The sequence below is a fragment of the Ideonella paludis genome (genome assembly GCF_018069865.1).
Lineage (GTDB): Bacteria > Pseudomonadota > Gammaproteobacteria > Burkholderiales > Burkholderiaceae_C > Ideonella > Ideonella paludis.
Genome location: NZ_JAGQDG010000003.1, coordinates 491,423 through 507,154, shown reverse-complemented (window position 1 = coordinate 507,154; position 15,732 = coordinate 491,423). Strand labels below are relative to the sequence as shown.

14 protein-coding genes are annotated in these 15,732 nt (G+C 63.0%); 11 read left to right on the top strand and 3 right to left on the bottom strand.

The window, feature by feature from the left end; translation table 11 throughout:
- Nucleotides 1-158 precede the first annotated feature (158 nt).
- The 3 genes from KAK11_RS10095 (at nucleotide 159) to KAK11_RS10085 (ending at nucleotide 6,626) form a co-directional block, all read left to right on the top strand.
- Complete coding sequence (locus KAK11_RS10095) at nucleotides 159-4,259, top strand: pilus assembly protein (protein ID WP_210808833.1); 4,101 nt, start codon at nucleotides 159-161, stop codon at nucleotides 4,257-4,259.
- A 143-nt stretch (nucleotides 4,260-4,402) separates the two neighbouring features.
- Entirely contained in the window at nucleotides 4,403-4,681 is a 279-nt protein-coding gene (locus KAK11_RS10090) for a 2TM domain-containing protein (RefSeq protein ID WP_210808831.1), read from the top strand.
- 100 nt (nucleotides 4,682-4,781) lie between these two features.
- Complete coding sequence (locus KAK11_RS10085; RefSeq protein ID WP_210808829.1) at nucleotides 4,782-6,626, top strand: glutamine--tRNA ligase/YqeY domain fusion protein; 1,845 nt, start codon at nucleotides 4,782-4,784, stop codon at nucleotides 6,624-6,626.
- A 67-nt stretch (nucleotides 6,627-6,693) separates the two neighbouring features.
- On the opposite strand, the gene KAK11_RS10080 is transcribed toward KAK11_RS10085, so the two are convergent.
- Nucleotides 6,694-7,335 carry a DUF6988 family protein gene (locus KAK11_RS10080; protein WP_210808827.1) on the bottom strand — a complete coding sequence of 214 codons (642 nt, stop codon included), beginning with the start codon at nucleotides 7,333-7,335 and terminating at the stop codon, nucleotides 6,694-6,696.
- A 99-nt stretch (nucleotides 7,336-7,434) separates the two neighbouring features.
- Here KAK11_RS10080 and KAK11_RS10075 point away from each other — a divergent pair, with 99 nt between their 5' ends.
- From KAK11_RS10075 to KAK11_RS10055, 5 genes are all read left to right on the top strand, one after another.
- Complete coding sequence (locus tag KAK11_RS10075) at nucleotides 7,435-8,085, top strand: nucleotidyltransferase domain-containing protein (protein ID WP_210808825.1); 651 nt, start codon at nucleotides 7,435-7,437, stop codon at nucleotides 8,083-8,085.
- Complete coding sequence (locus KAK11_RS10070; RefSeq protein WP_210808823.1) at nucleotides 8,060-8,479, top strand: hypothetical protein; 420 nt, start codon at nucleotides 8,060-8,062, stop codon at nucleotides 8,477-8,479. Before KAK11_RS10075 ends, KAK11_RS10070 begins: the two co-directional genes overlap by 26 nt.
- Before the next feature lie 102 nt (nucleotides 8,480-8,581).
- Nucleotides 8,582-9,130 carry a YqhA family protein gene (locus KAK11_RS10065; RefSeq protein ID WP_210808821.1) on the top strand — a complete coding sequence of 183 codons (549 nt, stop codon included), beginning with the start codon at nucleotides 8,582-8,584 and terminating at the stop codon, nucleotides 9,128-9,130.
- A gap of 97 nt (nucleotides 9,131-9,227) precedes the next feature.
- A complete protein-coding gene (locus tag KAK11_RS10060) occupies nucleotides 9,228-9,755 on the top strand; it encodes a type II secretion system protein (protein WP_210808819.1) in 528 nt (175 codons plus the stop codon).
- Nucleotides 9,749-10,603 (top strand): class I SAM-dependent methyltransferase, encoded by an 855-nt coding sequence (locus KAK11_RS10055; protein WP_210808817.1) that lies wholly within the window; start codon nucleotides 9,749-9,751, stop codon nucleotides 10,601-10,603. Before KAK11_RS10060 ends, KAK11_RS10055 begins: the two co-directional genes overlap by 7 nt.
- Here KAK11_RS10055 and KAK11_RS10050 read toward each other — a convergent pair.
- The gene (locus KAK11_RS10050) at nucleotides 10,563-11,198 is read right to left on the bottom strand and encodes a response regulator (RefSeq protein WP_210808815.1); all 636 of its coding nucleotides are present in this window, start codon (nucleotides 11,196-11,198) and stop codon (nucleotides 10,563-10,565) included. The genes KAK11_RS10055 and KAK11_RS10050 overlap by 41 nt on opposite strands.
- Nucleotides 11,195-12,340: a hybrid sensor histidine kinase/response regulator gene (locus tag KAK11_RS10045; RefSeq protein WP_210808813.1), complete on the bottom strand. Its 1,146-nt coding sequence runs from the start codon at nucleotides 12,338-12,340 to the stop codon at nucleotides 11,195-11,197. The genes KAK11_RS10050 and KAK11_RS10045 overlap by 4 nt, the downstream gene beginning before the upstream one ends.
- 215 nt (nucleotides 12,341-12,555) lie before the next feature.
- Between KAK11_RS10045 and KAK11_RS10040 the strand changes: the two genes are divergently transcribed.
- The 3 genes from KAK11_RS10040 to KAK11_RS10030 are packed head-to-tail and all read left to right on the top strand — an operon-like array spanning nucleotide 12,556 to nucleotide 15,659.
- Entirely contained in the window at nucleotides 12,556-13,017 is a 462-nt protein-coding gene (locus KAK11_RS10040) for a hypothetical protein (RefSeq protein ID WP_210808811.1), read from the top strand.
- Nucleotides 13,018-13,064: 47 nt separating this feature from the next.
- On the top strand, nucleotides 13,065-13,427 hold the full coding sequence (locus KAK11_RS10035) for a response regulator (RefSeq protein WP_210808809.1): 363 nt from the start codon (nucleotides 13,065-13,067) through the stop codon (nucleotides 13,425-13,427).
- 42 nt (nucleotides 13,428-13,469) lie between these two features.
- Nucleotides 13,470-15,659: a chemotaxis protein CheA gene (locus KAK11_RS10030; RefSeq protein WP_210808806.1), complete on the top strand. Its 2,190-nt coding sequence runs from the start codon at nucleotides 13,470-13,472 to the stop codon at nucleotides 15,657-15,659.
- The last annotated feature ends 73 nt before the right edge of the window (nucleotides 15,660-15,732 follow it).

Here is a 15,732-nt window from a genome sequence, read left to right as displayed (position 1 = left end):
CGATCCACTGGTAAATTTAACTCTCTGTTTGAAATATAAATATCAGCGCCAGTTGTTATGTTTTTCACGTATTCACGCTGAGCTTTATTAAACTCAAGCCAGGTTATCAATAAGCTCCGCATGCGAGGCAAGGGCCTCGGTGAAGCCAGGAACAAGACATGCTGTGGTCGGAACTGCGGAAATCAAAAGTGTGGCGTGTGGCCCTGGGTGCGGCCGCCTGCGGCGCATTGGTGTGGGCCGTGGCGCAAAACGCGGTCAAGTCACCTTTGGGGAGCTACCTGGAAATCAACGGTCAGGTGATCGCCCCCAGCACGTCCAAAGCCCTGAACAGCACCTACGACCTGGAGCCGTTTGATGTGGTGCGTTGGACGGCGTCATTCAATACCCGCATTGCCAGCCCCTTTGAATCCGAGGGACTGATCAATCTGCCACCGGGCCATACCTATGTCGTGGGCTCCGTGCGAAAACCCGCCAACACCACGCTGCAATGGCAAGTCAATGGCGCATGGACAGATATTGAGCCTGCCAATGGTGCGGCAGTCACCGCAGTGAAGTGGCTCTACAGCACCAAATTCAAAACCGCGACGGGCACCGTCGATAAGTCGGTCAACTTCGCCGGCACCGGCGACGGCTATCGCATCATTCCCTATGGCAACAACCTCTTTGTGGTGAACCACCACTGGGACAACGGCACGCCAGTCAAGTGCCGCAAGGCCAGCAACGGACTGGCCTGCGAAGGCTGGTCGGAAGGTGGTGAGCCTTTGCGGCTGAGCGATGGCAGCTACGGGGGCACACCCAACAACCCCTTGGAAGCCGTGAACTACAAAACCGGCGAGATGTTTGTGGGCGTGGTCAATGCCAACGGCAGCCACATCGCCTGCATGAATCTCAATACGCGCCAAGCCTGCGGATCTTGGCGCGTCGGTAATGGGTCCAACTACACCTTTCTGACCAACTTCAACACCATCGGCAACAAGTACTACGTGCTCAACAGCGATGCTGAGCTGGTGTGCTTTGACATCGATAAGCGCGCTCTGTGCGGCAAGACCAGCTACCCTGGCAGCTTCAGCGCCTTTGGCACCTCTGCCGCCGTGGGGACGCAGCTTTACTTCAGCCCCAACAGCAGCCAGCTCTTTTGCCATGACAGCGTCAGCAATCAGCCCTGCCAGGGCTGGTCGTCCAGCGGTGTCAATGCCGGTGGTGGTGCCGGAGCCTATCCCATCGTCAACGGCGATGGCTCAGCCCGGGGCGCCTGCACCAACACCGGGGAATGCGTCAGCGCCGGTGGCGAGCGCTTCTCCGCCTCACAGGCCTACAAAACCTTCCTGGCCAGTTACGAGTTCCTGTACCCGGGCTATGGCTCGATGTATCACAACCTCAATGCGATCAAGGGCAGCAAGCTTTATGCGGCGGGCTACGCCAACAAGATCGGATGCTATGACGCTAAAACCGATAGCAGTTGCGGCACCTGGACCTCTGCATCGATCTACCCCTACAGCACCCAGTTCGACCCGACCCGCAAGGACTGCCTGCTGGTGATTGGTGACGACGCCAATGCCGCCATCTTTGACGTGAACGACGGCGGTCTCTGCAAGACGATCTCCGTGCCCAAGGAAACCGAGCTGACCTTTGACCCCCGGCTGGATTACTTCCAGTGCGACAGCAGCCGCGCCAAGGTCAATGCTTGGGGCCAACTGCGCTTGAGCCCCAGCCTGCCTTGGGGAGGCGCCGATGGGCTGACCGACGTGCTCGTCACTCTGCGCGATGCCAACGGCGCATTGCTGCCCGACAAATACACGCCCAAGCGCAAGTTTGCGCAGGGCAGCTATGTGATGGACATTGGCCCCACGGCCTCCGACCCCACCGGCATTCCCTATTCGGAGTACCCGGCGCTGAAGATCACGCTGGAGTTCCAATCGGCCGGCACCTTGCCCCAGGAGGCCGCATTCGGGGTGGACTTGACCTATGACGGCGACCCCATCCAGGTTTGCGTCGCCACCAAAGCGCCCGCCGTGCCTGACTGCCCGACCGAGGCCACCGTGCTGCTGAAGAGCCGGGCCATTGATCGCTCGGGAGACGGCTTCTCGGAGGAACAAACCGCCACCAAGATCATGTCGCCCGGTGGCCTGACGACTGGCTATGCGGCCTTCACCTCGGCCACCACCCCGCGCCTGACCCACAGCAGCCTGAGCAGCCGCGACCCACGCACGCAAATCGTGCAGGGCCGCTGGTCTTTGCAGCACTTCAGCGGCGACCTCTGGGCCTTTAACCTCAACCAAAGCGGCCAGTTGCTGGCCACTGAGTACGCGTCAGCCCAGAGCAACACGCCGGCCCCCGGCCAGCGCAATGTCTTCACCGCCCAGCCCACCGCCAACCTCGCACCGCAAGCCGTGACCGAGCTGATCTGGGCCAACCTCAGCGATGTGCAGCGCCAGGCTTTGAATCTCGACGCCAAGCGCGTGGCCGACAGCCGCGGCGCGGCGCGGCTGGAGTACCTCAAGGGCACCGACGCCAGTGGCTTCAGAGCCCGCAATGGCTACACGCTGGGGCCGGTGATCAACTCCGCGCCCGTGGTGCTGCCGACCTGGGCTTCCGAGTCTCGCCCAGAGGCGCATTTCCCGGGTTTCACCGAGTACCGCAAGACCTTGCCGCGCGCCTACCCGCTGGCCATCTACGGCGGCAATGATGGCGCCCTGCACGCCTATGAGGCCACGGGGGACTCTCTGCGCGAGGCCTGGACTTTTGTGCCCGATGTGATGCTGCGCCGGGCCGCCGACTACAGCGACCTCAACATCGCGGAGATTCGCAGCAAGCCCTACTTTGTGGACAACGTGCCCATCATTGGCCATGCCAACACCGGCTCCGACAGCAAGCCCGACTGGCGCGCGGTGGCGGTGATCCTCTATGGCCGCGGTGCCCGAGCCATCACGGCGCTGGATGTCAGCCAAACCGAGCTCAAGCAAGGCAAGGGCGTGCTCTTCGAGTTCACCAATGCCAGCGCACCCGCCCTCAAAGACCTGGGCTACATCATCAGCCAGCCCGACAACAGCACCGGCCAAAGCTCGGCCCAAATGGTCAAGCTGGGCGACGCCCGCAGTGCAGTGCTGGTGGGCAACGGCATTGACAGCAACGACCGCAAGTTCGGCGGGGCTGATAACAGCGGCACGGGTACGCCGGTGCTGTATGCCTTCTATCTGGACCGCGCGGACGAGAACGTCACCTACCGTGCCTGGTCCATCGGCGACAAGAACGTGTGGTCCGGCATCGAGACCGAGCCCGAGGTGGCCTTCGACAACGGCCTGAGCACCCCCACGCCCGTGGACATCGACCACGACGGCAAGATCGATGTGGTCTATGCCGGCGACATCAAGGGCAACCTCTGGCGCTTTGATGTGCGCACGCCCAGCGCCGTCAAGGCCACCCGCCTGTTCAAGACCGATGAGCAACAGCCCATCACCCAGGCGCCCTTTGTCACCATGAACCCGCTGGCCAAGAACTGCGGGGCCGCCGAGGCCAAGGCCAATGCCAAACGCTGCTGGCAGGTGGTCTTTGCCACTGGGGCCGCGATCTCGCCCTTGCTGGGCTCGCCCAATGTCGCCACGCAGTCCATCTACGGCATCTTGGACAAGGGCAAGGGCAGCAGCGTGTCGCAGGGCAACCTGACCACCATCAACTACGAGACCAACCGCGTGATCAACGGCGTGGAGTACCGCGCCCTGAAGCCCACCACCATCGATTACACCAATGACAGCGCGCTGGGCTGGCGCGTCAACCTGCAGGGCTTTGAGCACGGCGTCGGGGCGCCCCGCCAGCAGCCCACGGGCTTGGTCATGTTCTCGTCCGTGCGGCCCACCACGCCCGACCGCGCCACCAATATCTGCACAGGCCCTCGGTCTTGGCTCAATGAGGTGGACCCGCTGCATGGCTACAGCGCCCTGGTCGCCTTCGACACCAACGGCGACGGCAATATCGACGGCCAGGACCGCTTTGACGCCGACTCCGACAAGCCCATCTCGCCCACCAGCATGGCGGTCAGCGGCTCGCAGTTTGGCCCACCGGCCCTGCTGCGCTCGGCCTCTACGCAGGCGCAGCAAATCTCCTTGCTCTTGCCCAGCTTGGGCCAGGACACCGGCCAAGCCAACTCCTGGTCAGGCGGCAGCAGCAGTGGGAGCAGCAGCATGGCCCCCTCCAACAGCAAGGCCTTGACCCACGCCAACCCCTCCAAGCTCGGCCGCATGTCTTGGCGCGAGAAGTACTGAGCGCTCTGACCGCCATTCACGCCGCGAGCTGACCGTTCGCGCCCTCGACAGACGCCTCGTCGCACACCGCGCGACGAGGCGTTCTGCGGGGTGCACCATGCAGGCACTGACTCATCATTGATTCACCCCCTCAGGAGCCCCGCATGAGCACGACCCACACCCCGGACCTCTACGCCCAAGCCGAAGACCGCGTGAACCGCAAGATCGGCCTGATGACCCATGCCGCCATCTATGTGCTGGTCAACCTGGGCCTCTACCTGCTGGCCCAGCAGCGCGACGCGCACTGGAACCTCTTCCCCTTGCTGGGCTGGGGCGTGGGCTTGTTCTTCCATGCCCTGGGCACTTGGCTGAGCCTTAGCCGTGACGGCTGGCGCCAGCGCATGGTGGAGGCCGAAGCCGCCAAGCTGCGCGGCCCACGCTGAGCCCTGACTAGGGGCCGCCGCCGCACCTGCGGGCACAGGGGCGCTGGCTACAATCAGCGCTCACTTCAAAGACCGCCGGGCACCCCCGGCACGCCCCTCTATGAGCGACCATCGCCCCACCGACGCTGCGGCCAAGCCCGCCCCTGCCAATTTCTTGCGCGCCATCATCGAGCGCGACCAGCAGGCGGGCACGTACGAGCAGCGTCGCTTTGCGGGCAGCCCGGGTGATGCCTCCCACCATGCGGCAGGCCAGCCGGACCCGGCGCGAGTGCGCCTGCGCTTTCCGCCGGAGCCCAATGGCTATCTGCACATTGGGCACGCCAAAAGCATTTGCCTGAACTTTGGCTTGGCGCGCGACTTTGGCGGGGTCTGCCACCTGCGCTTTGACGACACCAACCCCGAGAAAGAAGAGCAGGAATACGTGGACGCCATCGAAGAGATGGTGCAGTGGCTGGGCTGGAATTGGGACGCCCACGGGACCAGCCACAAGTTCTACGCCAGCAACTACTTCGACTTCATGTACCAGGCGGCCGAGCTGCTGATCGAGCGCGGCCTAGCCTATGTGGACGAGCAAACGCCTGAGCAAATGCGCGCCAGTCGAGGCGACTTTAGCAAGCCTGGCGTCGACAGCCCCTTCCGTGGCCGCACCCCGGCGGAAAACCTGGCGCGCTTCAGAGAAATGCGCGACGGCCAGCACCCCGACGGCGCCATGGTGCTGCGGGCCAAGATCGACATGGCCAGCCCCAACATCAACCTGCGCGACCCGGCGCTCTACCGCATCCGCCGCGCCACCCACCACAACACCGGCGACAAATGGTGCATCTACCCGATGTACACCTATGCCCACCCGATTGAAGACGCACTGGAGCGCATCAGCCACAGCATCTGCACGCTGGAGTTTGAAGACCAGCGCCCCTTCTACGACTGGCTGCTGGAGCGTCTGGCTGAGACCGTCACCCTGCCCGACGGCCGCCAGGTGGGCGGCCTGCTGCAGCACCCGCTGCCCAAGCAGTATGAGTTTGGCCGGCTCAACCTGAGCTATGTGATCACCAGCAAGCGCAAGCTCAAGCAACTGGTGGACGAAGGCCATGTGCAGGGCTGGGACGACCCCCGCATGCCCACCTTGGCCGGCCTGCGCCGCCGCGGCTACACACCCGCAGCCATCCGCAAAATGGCCGACGACAGTGGCGCCAGCAAAACCAATAGCTGGCTCGACTACTCGGTGCTCGAAGGCTGCCTGCGCGACGACCTGGAGCACAAAGCCCACCGTGGCATGGCCGTGCTCGACCCGGTCAAACTGGTGCTCACCAACTGGGCCGAAGTCTTTGGCGCGCCTGGCTACACCGAGCCCTGCACCCAGCCCGCCCTGCCCGCCAGCGCCGTGCCCGAAGGCCAAACCCCGCCGCCCGAGCGGCAGTTCTTGATCGGCAACGAAGTCTGGATCGAGCGCGAAGACTTTGAAGAAACCCCGCCCAAGGGCTACAAGCGCCTCTTCCCTGGCAACCTCGTGCGCCTCAAAGGCGGCTATGTGGTGGAGTGCACCGGCTGCACCCGCGACGCCAACGGCCAAGTCACCGAAGTGCTGGCCAAGGTCATCCCCGACACCAAGAGTGGCACCCCAGGCGCCGACAGCGTCAAAGCCAAAGCCGCCATCACCTGGGTGGCCGTGGCCGACGGCGTGCCCGCCGAAGTGCGCCTCTACGACCGCCTCTTCTCTGAGCCCCAGCCCGACGCCGGTGGCAAAGACTTCTTGCAAGCCCTGAACCCCAACAGCCTCAAAGTCATCACCGCCATCGTCGAGCCCTCCCTCGCCGCTGCGCAGCCCGACCAGAAGTTCCAGTTCGAGCGCCACGGCTACTTTGTGGCCGACCGCAAGGACCACGGCGTGGGCGGCAAGGTGGTGTTCAATCGGGTGACGGGCTTGAAGGATTCGTGGGGGAAGTAGCCATCGACTAGAGTGATCGAACTGCGGCTGATGGATCGGTAGTGCGATCATTAAGAGTCAGTCTGGCCTACTCAGGCAGACAGCTCATGTGCCTCTGCTGCAGGGCCGCAATCAGCCCGCGTGTGCCCTTTTGATTGCAAACGATGACTAGCGATTGGGTATTCATGAGTGCCAGCCCGTTCGCGTTCTTCAGAACGCAAATACAGTGGTACGGCGTGTAGGCATCGAAGAGCCCTGTAAGGATGGCGTGAAGGCCACCGTGAACAAAGGAGTTCATGGGCTTCCATGAGGCATCCTTCAAGACTCGCAACGAAGCACTGACATGAGGAGGCAAGACCTCATCTAAGCGCTTCAACATGGCATCTACAGGTGGCCCCATCACTGGCTCACCGTTCTCCTTCGAGTTCTCCAACGTCATACGGTCGATCCAGTCGTCGGTCGCCCCGGTGGCGTACCAAAGAGATCGGATGACGCTTTCATAGTGAAGACGCACGAGAGCAAGAATCGTCGGGGTCGTCCCGATCTCCATCAAAGCCCGCTGAGAACGGTAGTGGCTGTGAGATGTACTCGCCATTCCTCGGACTATGGTCTGCCGGCGGTTGACAGGGTCTGGCAATGCAGCCATCAATTGGGTCAAGTCTTCGTCCAGCGCCCATGACTGTTCCAGCATGGACTTCAGCTCATCTTCCGTTGCCAATTTCGAAACCATCAGCTTGCCTCAAGCAGGGGTGCGGTCTGCATGCGTTTCTGTGCCACTTGCCCCAGTCACCGCAGCACAAATCATACGACACAAAAACCCAATTTAGGTATGATCAAACCCATTATGGGTACGAACATCAACCATCCCGCACCTCTCCCCCTCGCCGACGCACTGTTCTCAAAGGCGCGCCAACGGGTGCTGGGGGTGATGTTCGGTACACCCGATCGCAGCTTCTACACCAACGAGGTGATCGCGCTGGCGCAGACGGGCGCAGGCGCGGTGCAACGGGAGCTGGCGGGCTTGGCTGCTGCGGGCTTGCTCACCGTGCGCAGGCAGGGCAATCAAAAGCACTATCAGGCCAATGCCGCGTCGCCGGTGTTTGCAGAGCTGCGTGGGCTGGTGCTCAAGACCATGGGGCTGGCGGATGTGCTGCACCAAGCCCTGGCGCCATTGGCCGGCCAGATCGTACGTGCCTTTGTGTTTGGCTCTGTGGCCAAGCAGCAAGACACTGCTGCAAGCGACATTGACCTGCTGGTGGTGAGCGATGCCTTAACCTATGGTGAGGTGTTGGGTGCGCTGGAAGGCGCCCGCCACACACTGGCCCGAGCCATCAACCCAGTGCTCTACAGCGAGGCCGAGTTTCAGCGGCGGCAGCAAGGGGACAATGCCTTCCTCACCCGCGTGATGCAACAGCCCAAGATTTGGCTGCTTGGCGAACAGGAGCCCTCACCCCATGAGCCCACCGTCATCACCCCTTGAAAACCTGAGCCGAAGCGGCGGCTCGCTCAAGCCTGAACCCCCCGACGCGGCGGAGATTGCCGGGCTGCTGCGCACCGGGCGCGCACGTTTGCTGGACGCGGCTAACACAGCGCTTGCGATTGAGAGCCGCTTTGACCTGGCCTACAACGCTGCGCATGCCTTGTGTCTTGCAGCACTTCGCGCCAAGGGCTATCGGGCCAGCAATCGCTACATCGTGTTTCAGGTGCTGCCGCATACGCTGGGCCTGGGGCCAGCGGTCTGGCGCGTGCTGGACTTGTGTCACAACAAACGCAATCTGGGTGAGTATGAAGGCTTGCTGGAAGTGGATGAGCGCCTCGTCGGCGACCTCATCGCTGCCGCCCAGCAGGTGGCCGACGCGCTAGCTTCCGCTTAGCGGACTATTGCCCCTGTCGGCCCGCTGAAACGCCAGCCCACTATCATCCGGCCCATTGGCTTGCGCGCGGTGCGCCCAAGCGTTGCCACCAAAAGGTTCGGAATGGACAAGATTTTGTCGGAGGTTGGGTCGCTGCTGTATCGCATGCGGTTCACGATGCTGTTTTTCTATGTCGGCTTGGTCGGCATTATTTTCGGCATCTTGGGCAAGTTCCTGCTTGAGACCTACAAGCTGATGAACACCTTGCTGTTTGGCGATCTGCAAAAGATCGACCTGATCATCAAGGTGTTGGAGCTGGTCGACATGACCATGGTGGCGCAGTTGGTGTGGGTGGTGGCTTTGGCCGGCGTCTCTTTGTTTGTGACGACGGGGCACTTTGACAAGAGCGACATGAAAAAGCCGGACTGGCTGGACCATGTGAACACCTATAACCTGAAGCTGAAGTTGGCGTTTGCCATCATCTCCATCTCGGGCGTGCACGCCTTGAAGACCTACCTCAGCGGCGAGCTGACCTTGGCCAGCGTGCAGGTGGTGACCATGATTGCCGTCATCCACTTCACCTTCGTGCTGTCGGCCATCGGCATCTCGTTTGCCGAGCGCCTGACCCGCGAAGGCGGACCGGACAAGGCGGCAGGCCACAGCGGGCATTGAGCGGGGAGCCAAGCGCTGGTTCGCGGCACTTGAAGGCGGCAAGGCCCGCGCTTTTTCGCGCTTTAAGTCGTCGCCCGCCTCTCACAATCAGGCGGTCATGTCACGCCTGCCGCCCCGCCTTGCCGCCTTACCCCGCCAGTTGAGCGCGCGGGGCTTCACCTTGATCGAGCTGATCGTGGTGATCGTCATATTGGGCATTCTGGCTGCGGTGGCATTGCCCAAGTTCATGGACATGCGACGCGATGCGCGCATCGCCGCTGTGAAGGGCATGGAAGCCGCCGTGTATGACGCGCTGCACACGGTGCATGCCAAGTGTGTGATCTCGCCGACTTGCGATATCAAGCTCAACTATCACGCAGCGGCCCAACCGCGTGTCGTGATCGATGGCGTCACCCATCGCCTGCAGTTCGGCTATCCCTGGGATGACCGAACGGGCCAAGGTGGTGGTTTGCCCGCCCTGATGAACCACGCTGGCTTTGTGGACCTTTACAACTGGCCGGCCGTGGTGGGCACACCGATGGGCTTGATCGCTGCCAGCAATCCTTTGACCTGCAGCGTCACCTACCGCACACCATCGGCGGCTGGTCAAGCACCCACCGTCACCGTGGACACCTCCGGATGCTGACCTCCCGCTGGCCCCTCCCCGCTTTGCTGACCTGGCTGTCGGCCTGGGCCTTGATGGTCTTGGCGCCCCGTTTCGGGGTCGATGTGTGGGTGGCTGGTGCCGTCGCGGTGGGCTGGTCTCTGGCCATCGCTCTGCAGCAAAGCCAGCGCTGGCGGCGGCTGATGGTGGCAGCGGGCTTTCCGCTGTCGTGGTTGATGCTGCAAGGCGGCGCCATCAGCACCTGGCCCGCGTGGGCCTGGCTGGTGCCGCTGGCGGTGTTGGCCGTGCTCTACCCGCGCAGCACCTGGGGTGATGCGCCGCTGTTTCCCACACCCAAAGATGCGCTGCAGGGCCTGGGCCAAGCCCTGCCTTTGCCGGCAAGCGCCAAGGTCTTGGATGCAGGCTGCGGCCTGGGCGATGGCCTCTTGGCGCTGCGCCGCGAGTATCCGCAAGCCGACTTGCGTGGCTTGGAGTGGAGTGCGCCGCTGCGCTGGGCCTGCGCTTGGCGCTGTGGCTTTGCCCAGGTACGGCGGGGCGACATTTGGGCCGCCGACTGGAGCGGCCTGGATGTGGTTTACCTCTTCCAGCGGCCCGAGAGCATGCCCAAGGCGCGCGACAAGGCGCTGCGCGAGCTGCGCCCCGGCGCCTGGCTGGTGAGCCTGGAGTTTGAAGTGCCGGGCTGGACGCCTCACACCCGGCTAGAGACCGTGCCGGGCAAGCCGGTGTGGCTGTATCAAGCACCGTTTGGCGCGACCACGCCTCATCGGTGTACCGCTGCGATGGCCCGTGCCTGCGGCAAGAGCTGCCAAGCCAAAGTCAGCTGCGAGCCTACTCGCCCACCAGCCCGTTTCGAATCGCGTACACCGTGAGCTCTGCGTTATTGGCCAGGGCCAGCTTCTCCAGCACGCGGGCGCGGTAAACGCTCACCGTCTTGGGCGACAGGGTCAGCTCAGTGGCGATGTCTGAGAGCCGCTTGCCCGAGGCGATCATCACCAAGGTTTGAAGCTCGCGGTCGGAGAGCTTTTCATGGGCATTGGCCACATCAGGGGTGGTCAAGCTCTCCACCAGCATCTGCGCGATCTCTGGCGTCACATATTTGCGGCCTTGGGCCACGGTGCGCACGGCCTGCACCAAGGCCGCCGGGTCGCCGCCTTTGTTGACATAGCCATAGGCACCGGCCTTGAGGGCTCGAATGGCGTATTGGTCTTCGGGGTACATGCTGACGACCAACACTTTGATGGTCGAGCCCTCGTCTTTCAGCACATGCAGCACATCCAGCCCACTGCGGCCCGGCATATTGATGTCCAGCACCAGCACATCGCAGCTCTCGTTGCGCAACAGGCTGCGCAGCTCGCCGTAGTCACTGGCCTCGCCAATCACGTCGATATCGGGTGCGTCTGAGAGGGTGTCGCGAATGCCGCGACGGATCAGGGCGTGGTCGTCACAGATGATCACGCGAGTCATACGTCTCCCCAAGAACTTGGATCATGCGGTGGTTCATCAAGCGCGTGGTCATGCTCAGCCGCAGCCGCCGCGTCGAGTGGAATGGACAAAATCAGGGTGGTGCCGGCAGCGCCGCTGGAGAGGTCCACCCAGCCGCCGACGGTCGAGGCGCGCTCATGCAAGCCCCGGATGCCAAAGCTTTTGACCTTGACCAGATCAGTATCGGTCAAGCCGCGTCCGTTGTCGCTCACTTCCAAGGACATCACGCCCTGAGCCACGGACAAGTCGATGCTGACCCGCGTGGCCTGTGCGTGTTTGGAGACATTGGTCAGCGCTTCTTGCGCCGTGCGATAGGCCACCAGCGGCACACCCGCCGGCAGTTGCGGGTTGTCGGCATTGGTGCGAAACGCGCACAAGATGCCGGTGCGGCGCTCGAAGCGGTTGGCCATCCATTGCAGTGCGGCCACCAGGCCTTGCTCCAGGATGGCCGGGCGCAGGTTGTGCATGATGCGCTGGCTGGCTTCCAGCGCATGGGTCACGGTTTCCATGGCGCTGTCGATGCGCAGCTTGACCTCCGGCGTGTTGGCCGCGTTGCGGGCCAGCCAAGCCAGCTCAAACTTCAGCGCGCTGAGGCTGCCACCTACATCGTCGTGGATCTCACGGGCGATGGCCGCGCGCTCCATCTCCACGCTGGTTTGCAAATGCTGGGCCAACTCAGACAGGCGCTGGCGCGAGGCGGCCAGGGCTTGGTCGGCTTGCAGCTTGGCGCGCTGGGTCTCGGCGGCCTCAAAAGCATGTTCTACGGCGGGTCCCAGCCGAGCCAGATTGCCCTTGAGCAGGTAATCGCTGGCGCCATTGCGCATGGCGGTGACGGCCACGTCCTCGCCAATCTCGCCAGACACCAAGATAAAGGGCGAGGTCACGCCCAGCTCCCGCACGATCTCCAAGGCCTTGATGCCGGAGAAGCCGGGGATGTTGTAGTCGGAGAGGATGACGTCCCAGTGCTGGGTCAGGGCCGCTCTGAAGGCGTCTTCGGTGTCCACCCGCTCACAGTCGACCTCCAGGCCACCCCGTCGCAGGTGGGCCATGGCGAGTTCATGATCCATGTCCGAATCTTCAAGATGAAGCAGGCGCAAGGACCGGGGGGGCGCAGAGGCTGTCATGGCCAAAGTATCTCCCAGACCGGCCTGACCAGGCGGTTGGCTTTGCGCCGAAATGAACGGTGATTTGGGGTGTGATCGGCTCAATCGACCTTGTCAGTCTGCCGAAGAATCCCCCTAAGCCCTCCTGTGGGGTGAGAGTCGCCCAAAGCGGGGTATTTGGCCCCTGCGACGGCGATTCGTCACACCGCAGGACACCCCAGCCCCCTGGAGCCACGATGCACAACCTCGACGCCGGTGTTCCGGAGCCACCTGACAAGCACGCAATGCTGGTGGCGACTGACCTGCAGGACCACCTGATGGTGGCCTCGAATGACCTTGAGCGCCTGCAACGCTTGCTGGACGACGCCAGCGAGTCCCTCTCGGGTCACTTTTACAGCGCCACAGACCACATCCAACGCCTGTTGCGGGCAGCGGCCATGCAGTCGGTGGACGACGGTGGGCAAATGCACGAAGCCATGCGAGACCTAGCCGGTGCCATCACCGCGCTGCAGTTTCATGACATGGCCACGCAGCTGATCAGCCATACCCAACGCCGTTTGCGCGGCTGTGCCGACCGGATTGCCCGCGAAGCCATGGGGGATGACGAAGACGGTGAAACCATCGTTGAAGAAATCCCGACCAAACCGAATCCTGTGACGCAAGACGAAATGGACGCTGGGTCCGTCGACTTGTTCTGAACGCCCAAATCTGCCCGCCCCCACTCAGAGAAACCCGGAGAAAAGTGATGCATTCCATTCTTGCCGTTGACGATTCGCCCTCGATGCGCCAAATGGTGACGTTCACCTTGAAGAACGCTGGCTTCAACGTTGTCGAGGCAGTCGATGGCCAAGACGCGTGGGAAAAGGCCAATCAGCGCGATTTCAACTTGGTGCTGACCGACCAAAACATGCCGCGCATGGATGGCATCAGCCTGACCAAAAAGCTGCGCGAGAACCCCAAGTTTCAGAGCACTCCCATCTTGATCCTGACCACCGAGTCCAGCGATCAGATGAAGCAAGCCGGCCGCGCTGCGGGCGCCACCGGTTGGCTGGTGAAGCCCTTTGACCCAGCCAAGCTGATCGAAGTGATCGGCAAGGTCATCCGCTGAAGCGGGCACGGGCACACCTTTCTCTAATTGGAGCCAGACCTCATGGGCGAAACCTCACAAGACAGCGCCAGCGCAAGTGCAGGCATTGACCTCAGCCAGTTCTACCAAGTCTTCTTCGAAGAAGCCGGTGAGAACCTGGAGCAAATGGAGCAAAAGCTCCTGGAGTTGGATGTCAGCGCCGCAGATGACGAAGAGCTGAATGCCATTTTCCGCTGCGCCCACTCCGTCAAAGGCGGCGCGGCCACCTTTGGCTTCTCGGACGTCGCCGAGCTGACCCACCACATGGAGACGCTGCTGGACAAGCTGCGCCGTCATGAGCTGCAACCCACCTCCGCCATGGTGGACGTGCTGCTGGCCTCAGGTGACGCCCTCAAGTTCATGCTCAGCCGGCACCAAGGCGGTGGGGGTGATCCCATCGACACCTCAGAGCTGGTGGGCCGCATTCGCGCCATGGCCGAGGGCTCTGGTGAGGCTGCAGATGTCTTCGCCGAGCCCGCTCCTGCCCCGGCCGCTGCGCCTGTGGCCGCTGAGCCCGTGGCGGCCCCGGCCACCAAGCCGGCCGCTGCCGCTGGCACTCGCTCCTTGGAGCTGACCGTCGGCCCCTTGGACCAGCCCGAGCAGGCTGACAATTTGTTTGATCTCTTCAAGGAGATCACAGCCCTGGGCACGATGGAGCCCTTGGACGCTGGACGCGCGGCCGATGGCATGCGCCGCTTCAAGATCACCACCACTGCCACAGACGACGACCTGCTGGACTTGTTCACCTTCCACGTGGATCGCGAAAAGCTCCAGCTCAGAACCCTGGGCCCAGGCTATGGCTTCCACGACGGCGCACCCGGTGCGCCACAGGCCGAGGCCAGCCCCGCCCCCGCACCCAAGGTCGAACTGGGCTATGGATTTTTTGACGACGCCCCCGGCGCCCCTGGCACCGAGGCCGCCAACCCCACGCCCGCTGCAGCAGCGCCCAGCGTGGCGCCCAGCCCCGTGCCCGCAAACCCTGCGCCCGCCGCAGCAGGCGCTGCCAAGCCCGCTGCCAAGCCCGATGCGCGCGCCGCGGCCCAAGGCCCTGACTCCACCACCTTGCGCGTCTCGGTGGAAAAAGTCGACCAGCTCATCAACTTGGTGGGCGAACTGGTGATCACCCAAGCGATGCTGGCGCAGAACAGCCGAGCCGTAGAAGAGAGCGTCTCCCAACAATTGCTCTCAGGCTTGGCCGATCTCGAGCGCAACACCCGCGACTTGCAAGAAGCGGTGATGTCGATCCGCATGATTCCCATGTCGATGGTGTTCAACCGCTTCCCGCGCATGTTGCGCGACCTGGCCGCCAAGCTGGGCAAAAAGGTGGAGCTGGTCACCCAAGGGGAAGCCACGGAGCTGGACAAGGGCCTGGTCGAAAAAATCACTGACCCGCTGACCCACTTGGTGCGCAATAGCTGCGACCACGGGATCGAGCAGCCCGCCGAGCGACTGGCCAGGGGCAAGCCTGAACATGGCACGGTGACGCTGATCGCCTCGCACCAAGGCGGCTCCATCGTCATTGAGGTGCGCGACGATGGCCGCGGCCTCAACCGCGAGAAGCTGCTCAAGAAGGCCCGCGAGCGCGGCTTGGACGCGCCAGACACCATGACCGACCAAGAGGTTTACGGCCTGATCTTTGCGCCGGGCTTCTCGACCGCTGACCAAGTCACCGATGTCTCCGGGCGCGGTGTGGGCATGGACGTGGTGAAGAAGAACATCACCTCACTGGGTGGCACGGTCGAGATCGACTCCGCCGAAGGCTATGGCATGAGCGTCAAAGTGCGCCTGCCACTGACCCTGGCCATCATGGACGGCATGAGCATCGGCGTCGGCGACGAGGTCTACATCCTGCCGCTGTCCTCGGTGGTCGAGTCCTTCCAAGTGGAAGAAACCATGATCAAAACCATCGGCGGCTCCGGCCGCGTGGTGGAAGTGCGCGATGAGTTCATGCCGGTGATTGACCTGGAGAAGGTCTTCAACGTACCGCGCTTCGATTTTGAAAACGTCTCCAACATCATGGTCGTCGTTGAGGCCGAAGGCGGCCGCGTGGCCCTGCTGGTGGACGAGCTATTGGGGCAACAACAGGTGGTGGTGAAGAACCTGGAAGCCAACTACCGCAAGGTCAATGACGTCTCCGGCGCCACCATCATGGGCGACGGCCGGGTGGCCCTGATTCTCGACATCGGCGCGCTCGTACGCCACTCTCGACATTAAAGGAAGAGGGCTCACAAGGCCCTCTGTGTCGGCGTCGCCTCAAGGTCGATCGCCACAGTCTCAAGAAGGTGCA

Coding starts and splice junctions, on each gene's coding strand:
- KAK11_RS10095 (WP_210808833.1), top strand. CDS start 159: ATGCTGTGGTCGGAACTGCGGAAATCAAAAGTGTGGCGTGTGGCCCTG.
- KAK11_RS10090 (WP_210808831.1), top strand. CDS start 4,403: ATGAGCACGACCCACACCCCGGACCTCTACGCCCAAGCCGAAGACCGC.
- KAK11_RS10085 (WP_210808829.1), top strand. CDS start 4,782: ATGAGCGACCATCGCCCCACCGACGCTGCGGCCAAGCCCGCCCCTGCC.
- KAK11_RS10080 (WP_210808827.1), bottom strand. CDS start 7,335: ATGGTTTCGAAATTGGCAACGGAAGATGAGCTGAAGTCCATGCTGGAA.
- KAK11_RS10075 (WP_210808825.1), top strand. CDS start 7,435: ATGATCAAACCCATTATGGGTACGAACATCAACCATCCCGCACCTCTC.
- KAK11_RS10070 (WP_210808823.1), top strand. CDS start 8,060: ATGAGCCCACCGTCATCACCCCTTGAAAACCTGAGCCGAAGCGGCGGC.
- KAK11_RS10065 (WP_210808821.1), top strand. CDS start 8,582: ATGGACAAGATTTTGTCGGAGGTTGGGTCGCTGCTGTATCGCATGCGG.
- KAK11_RS10060 (WP_210808819.1), top strand. CDS start 9,228: ATGTCACGCCTGCCGCCCCGCCTTGCCGCCTTACCCCGCCAGTTGAGC.
- KAK11_RS10055 (WP_210808817.1), top strand. CDS start 9,749: ATGCTGACCTCCCGCTGGCCCCTCCCCGCTTTGCTGACCTGGCTGTCG.
- KAK11_RS10050 (WP_210808815.1), bottom strand. CDS start 11,198: ATGACTCGCGTGATCATCTGTGACGACCACGCCCTGATCCGTCGCGGC.
- KAK11_RS10045 (WP_210808813.1), bottom strand. CDS start 12,340: ATGACAGCCTCTGCGCCCCCCCGGTCCTTGCGCCTGCTTCATCTTGAA.
- KAK11_RS10040 (WP_210808811.1), top strand. CDS start 12,556: ATGCACAACCTCGACGCCGGTGTTCCGGAGCCACCTGACAAGCACGCA.
- KAK11_RS10035 (WP_210808809.1), top strand. CDS start 13,065: ATGCATTCCATTCTTGCCGTTGACGATTCGCCCTCGATGCGCCAAATG.
- KAK11_RS10030 (WP_210808806.1), top strand. CDS start 13,470: ATGGGCGAAACCTCACAAGACAGCGCCAGCGCAAGTGCAGGCATTGAC.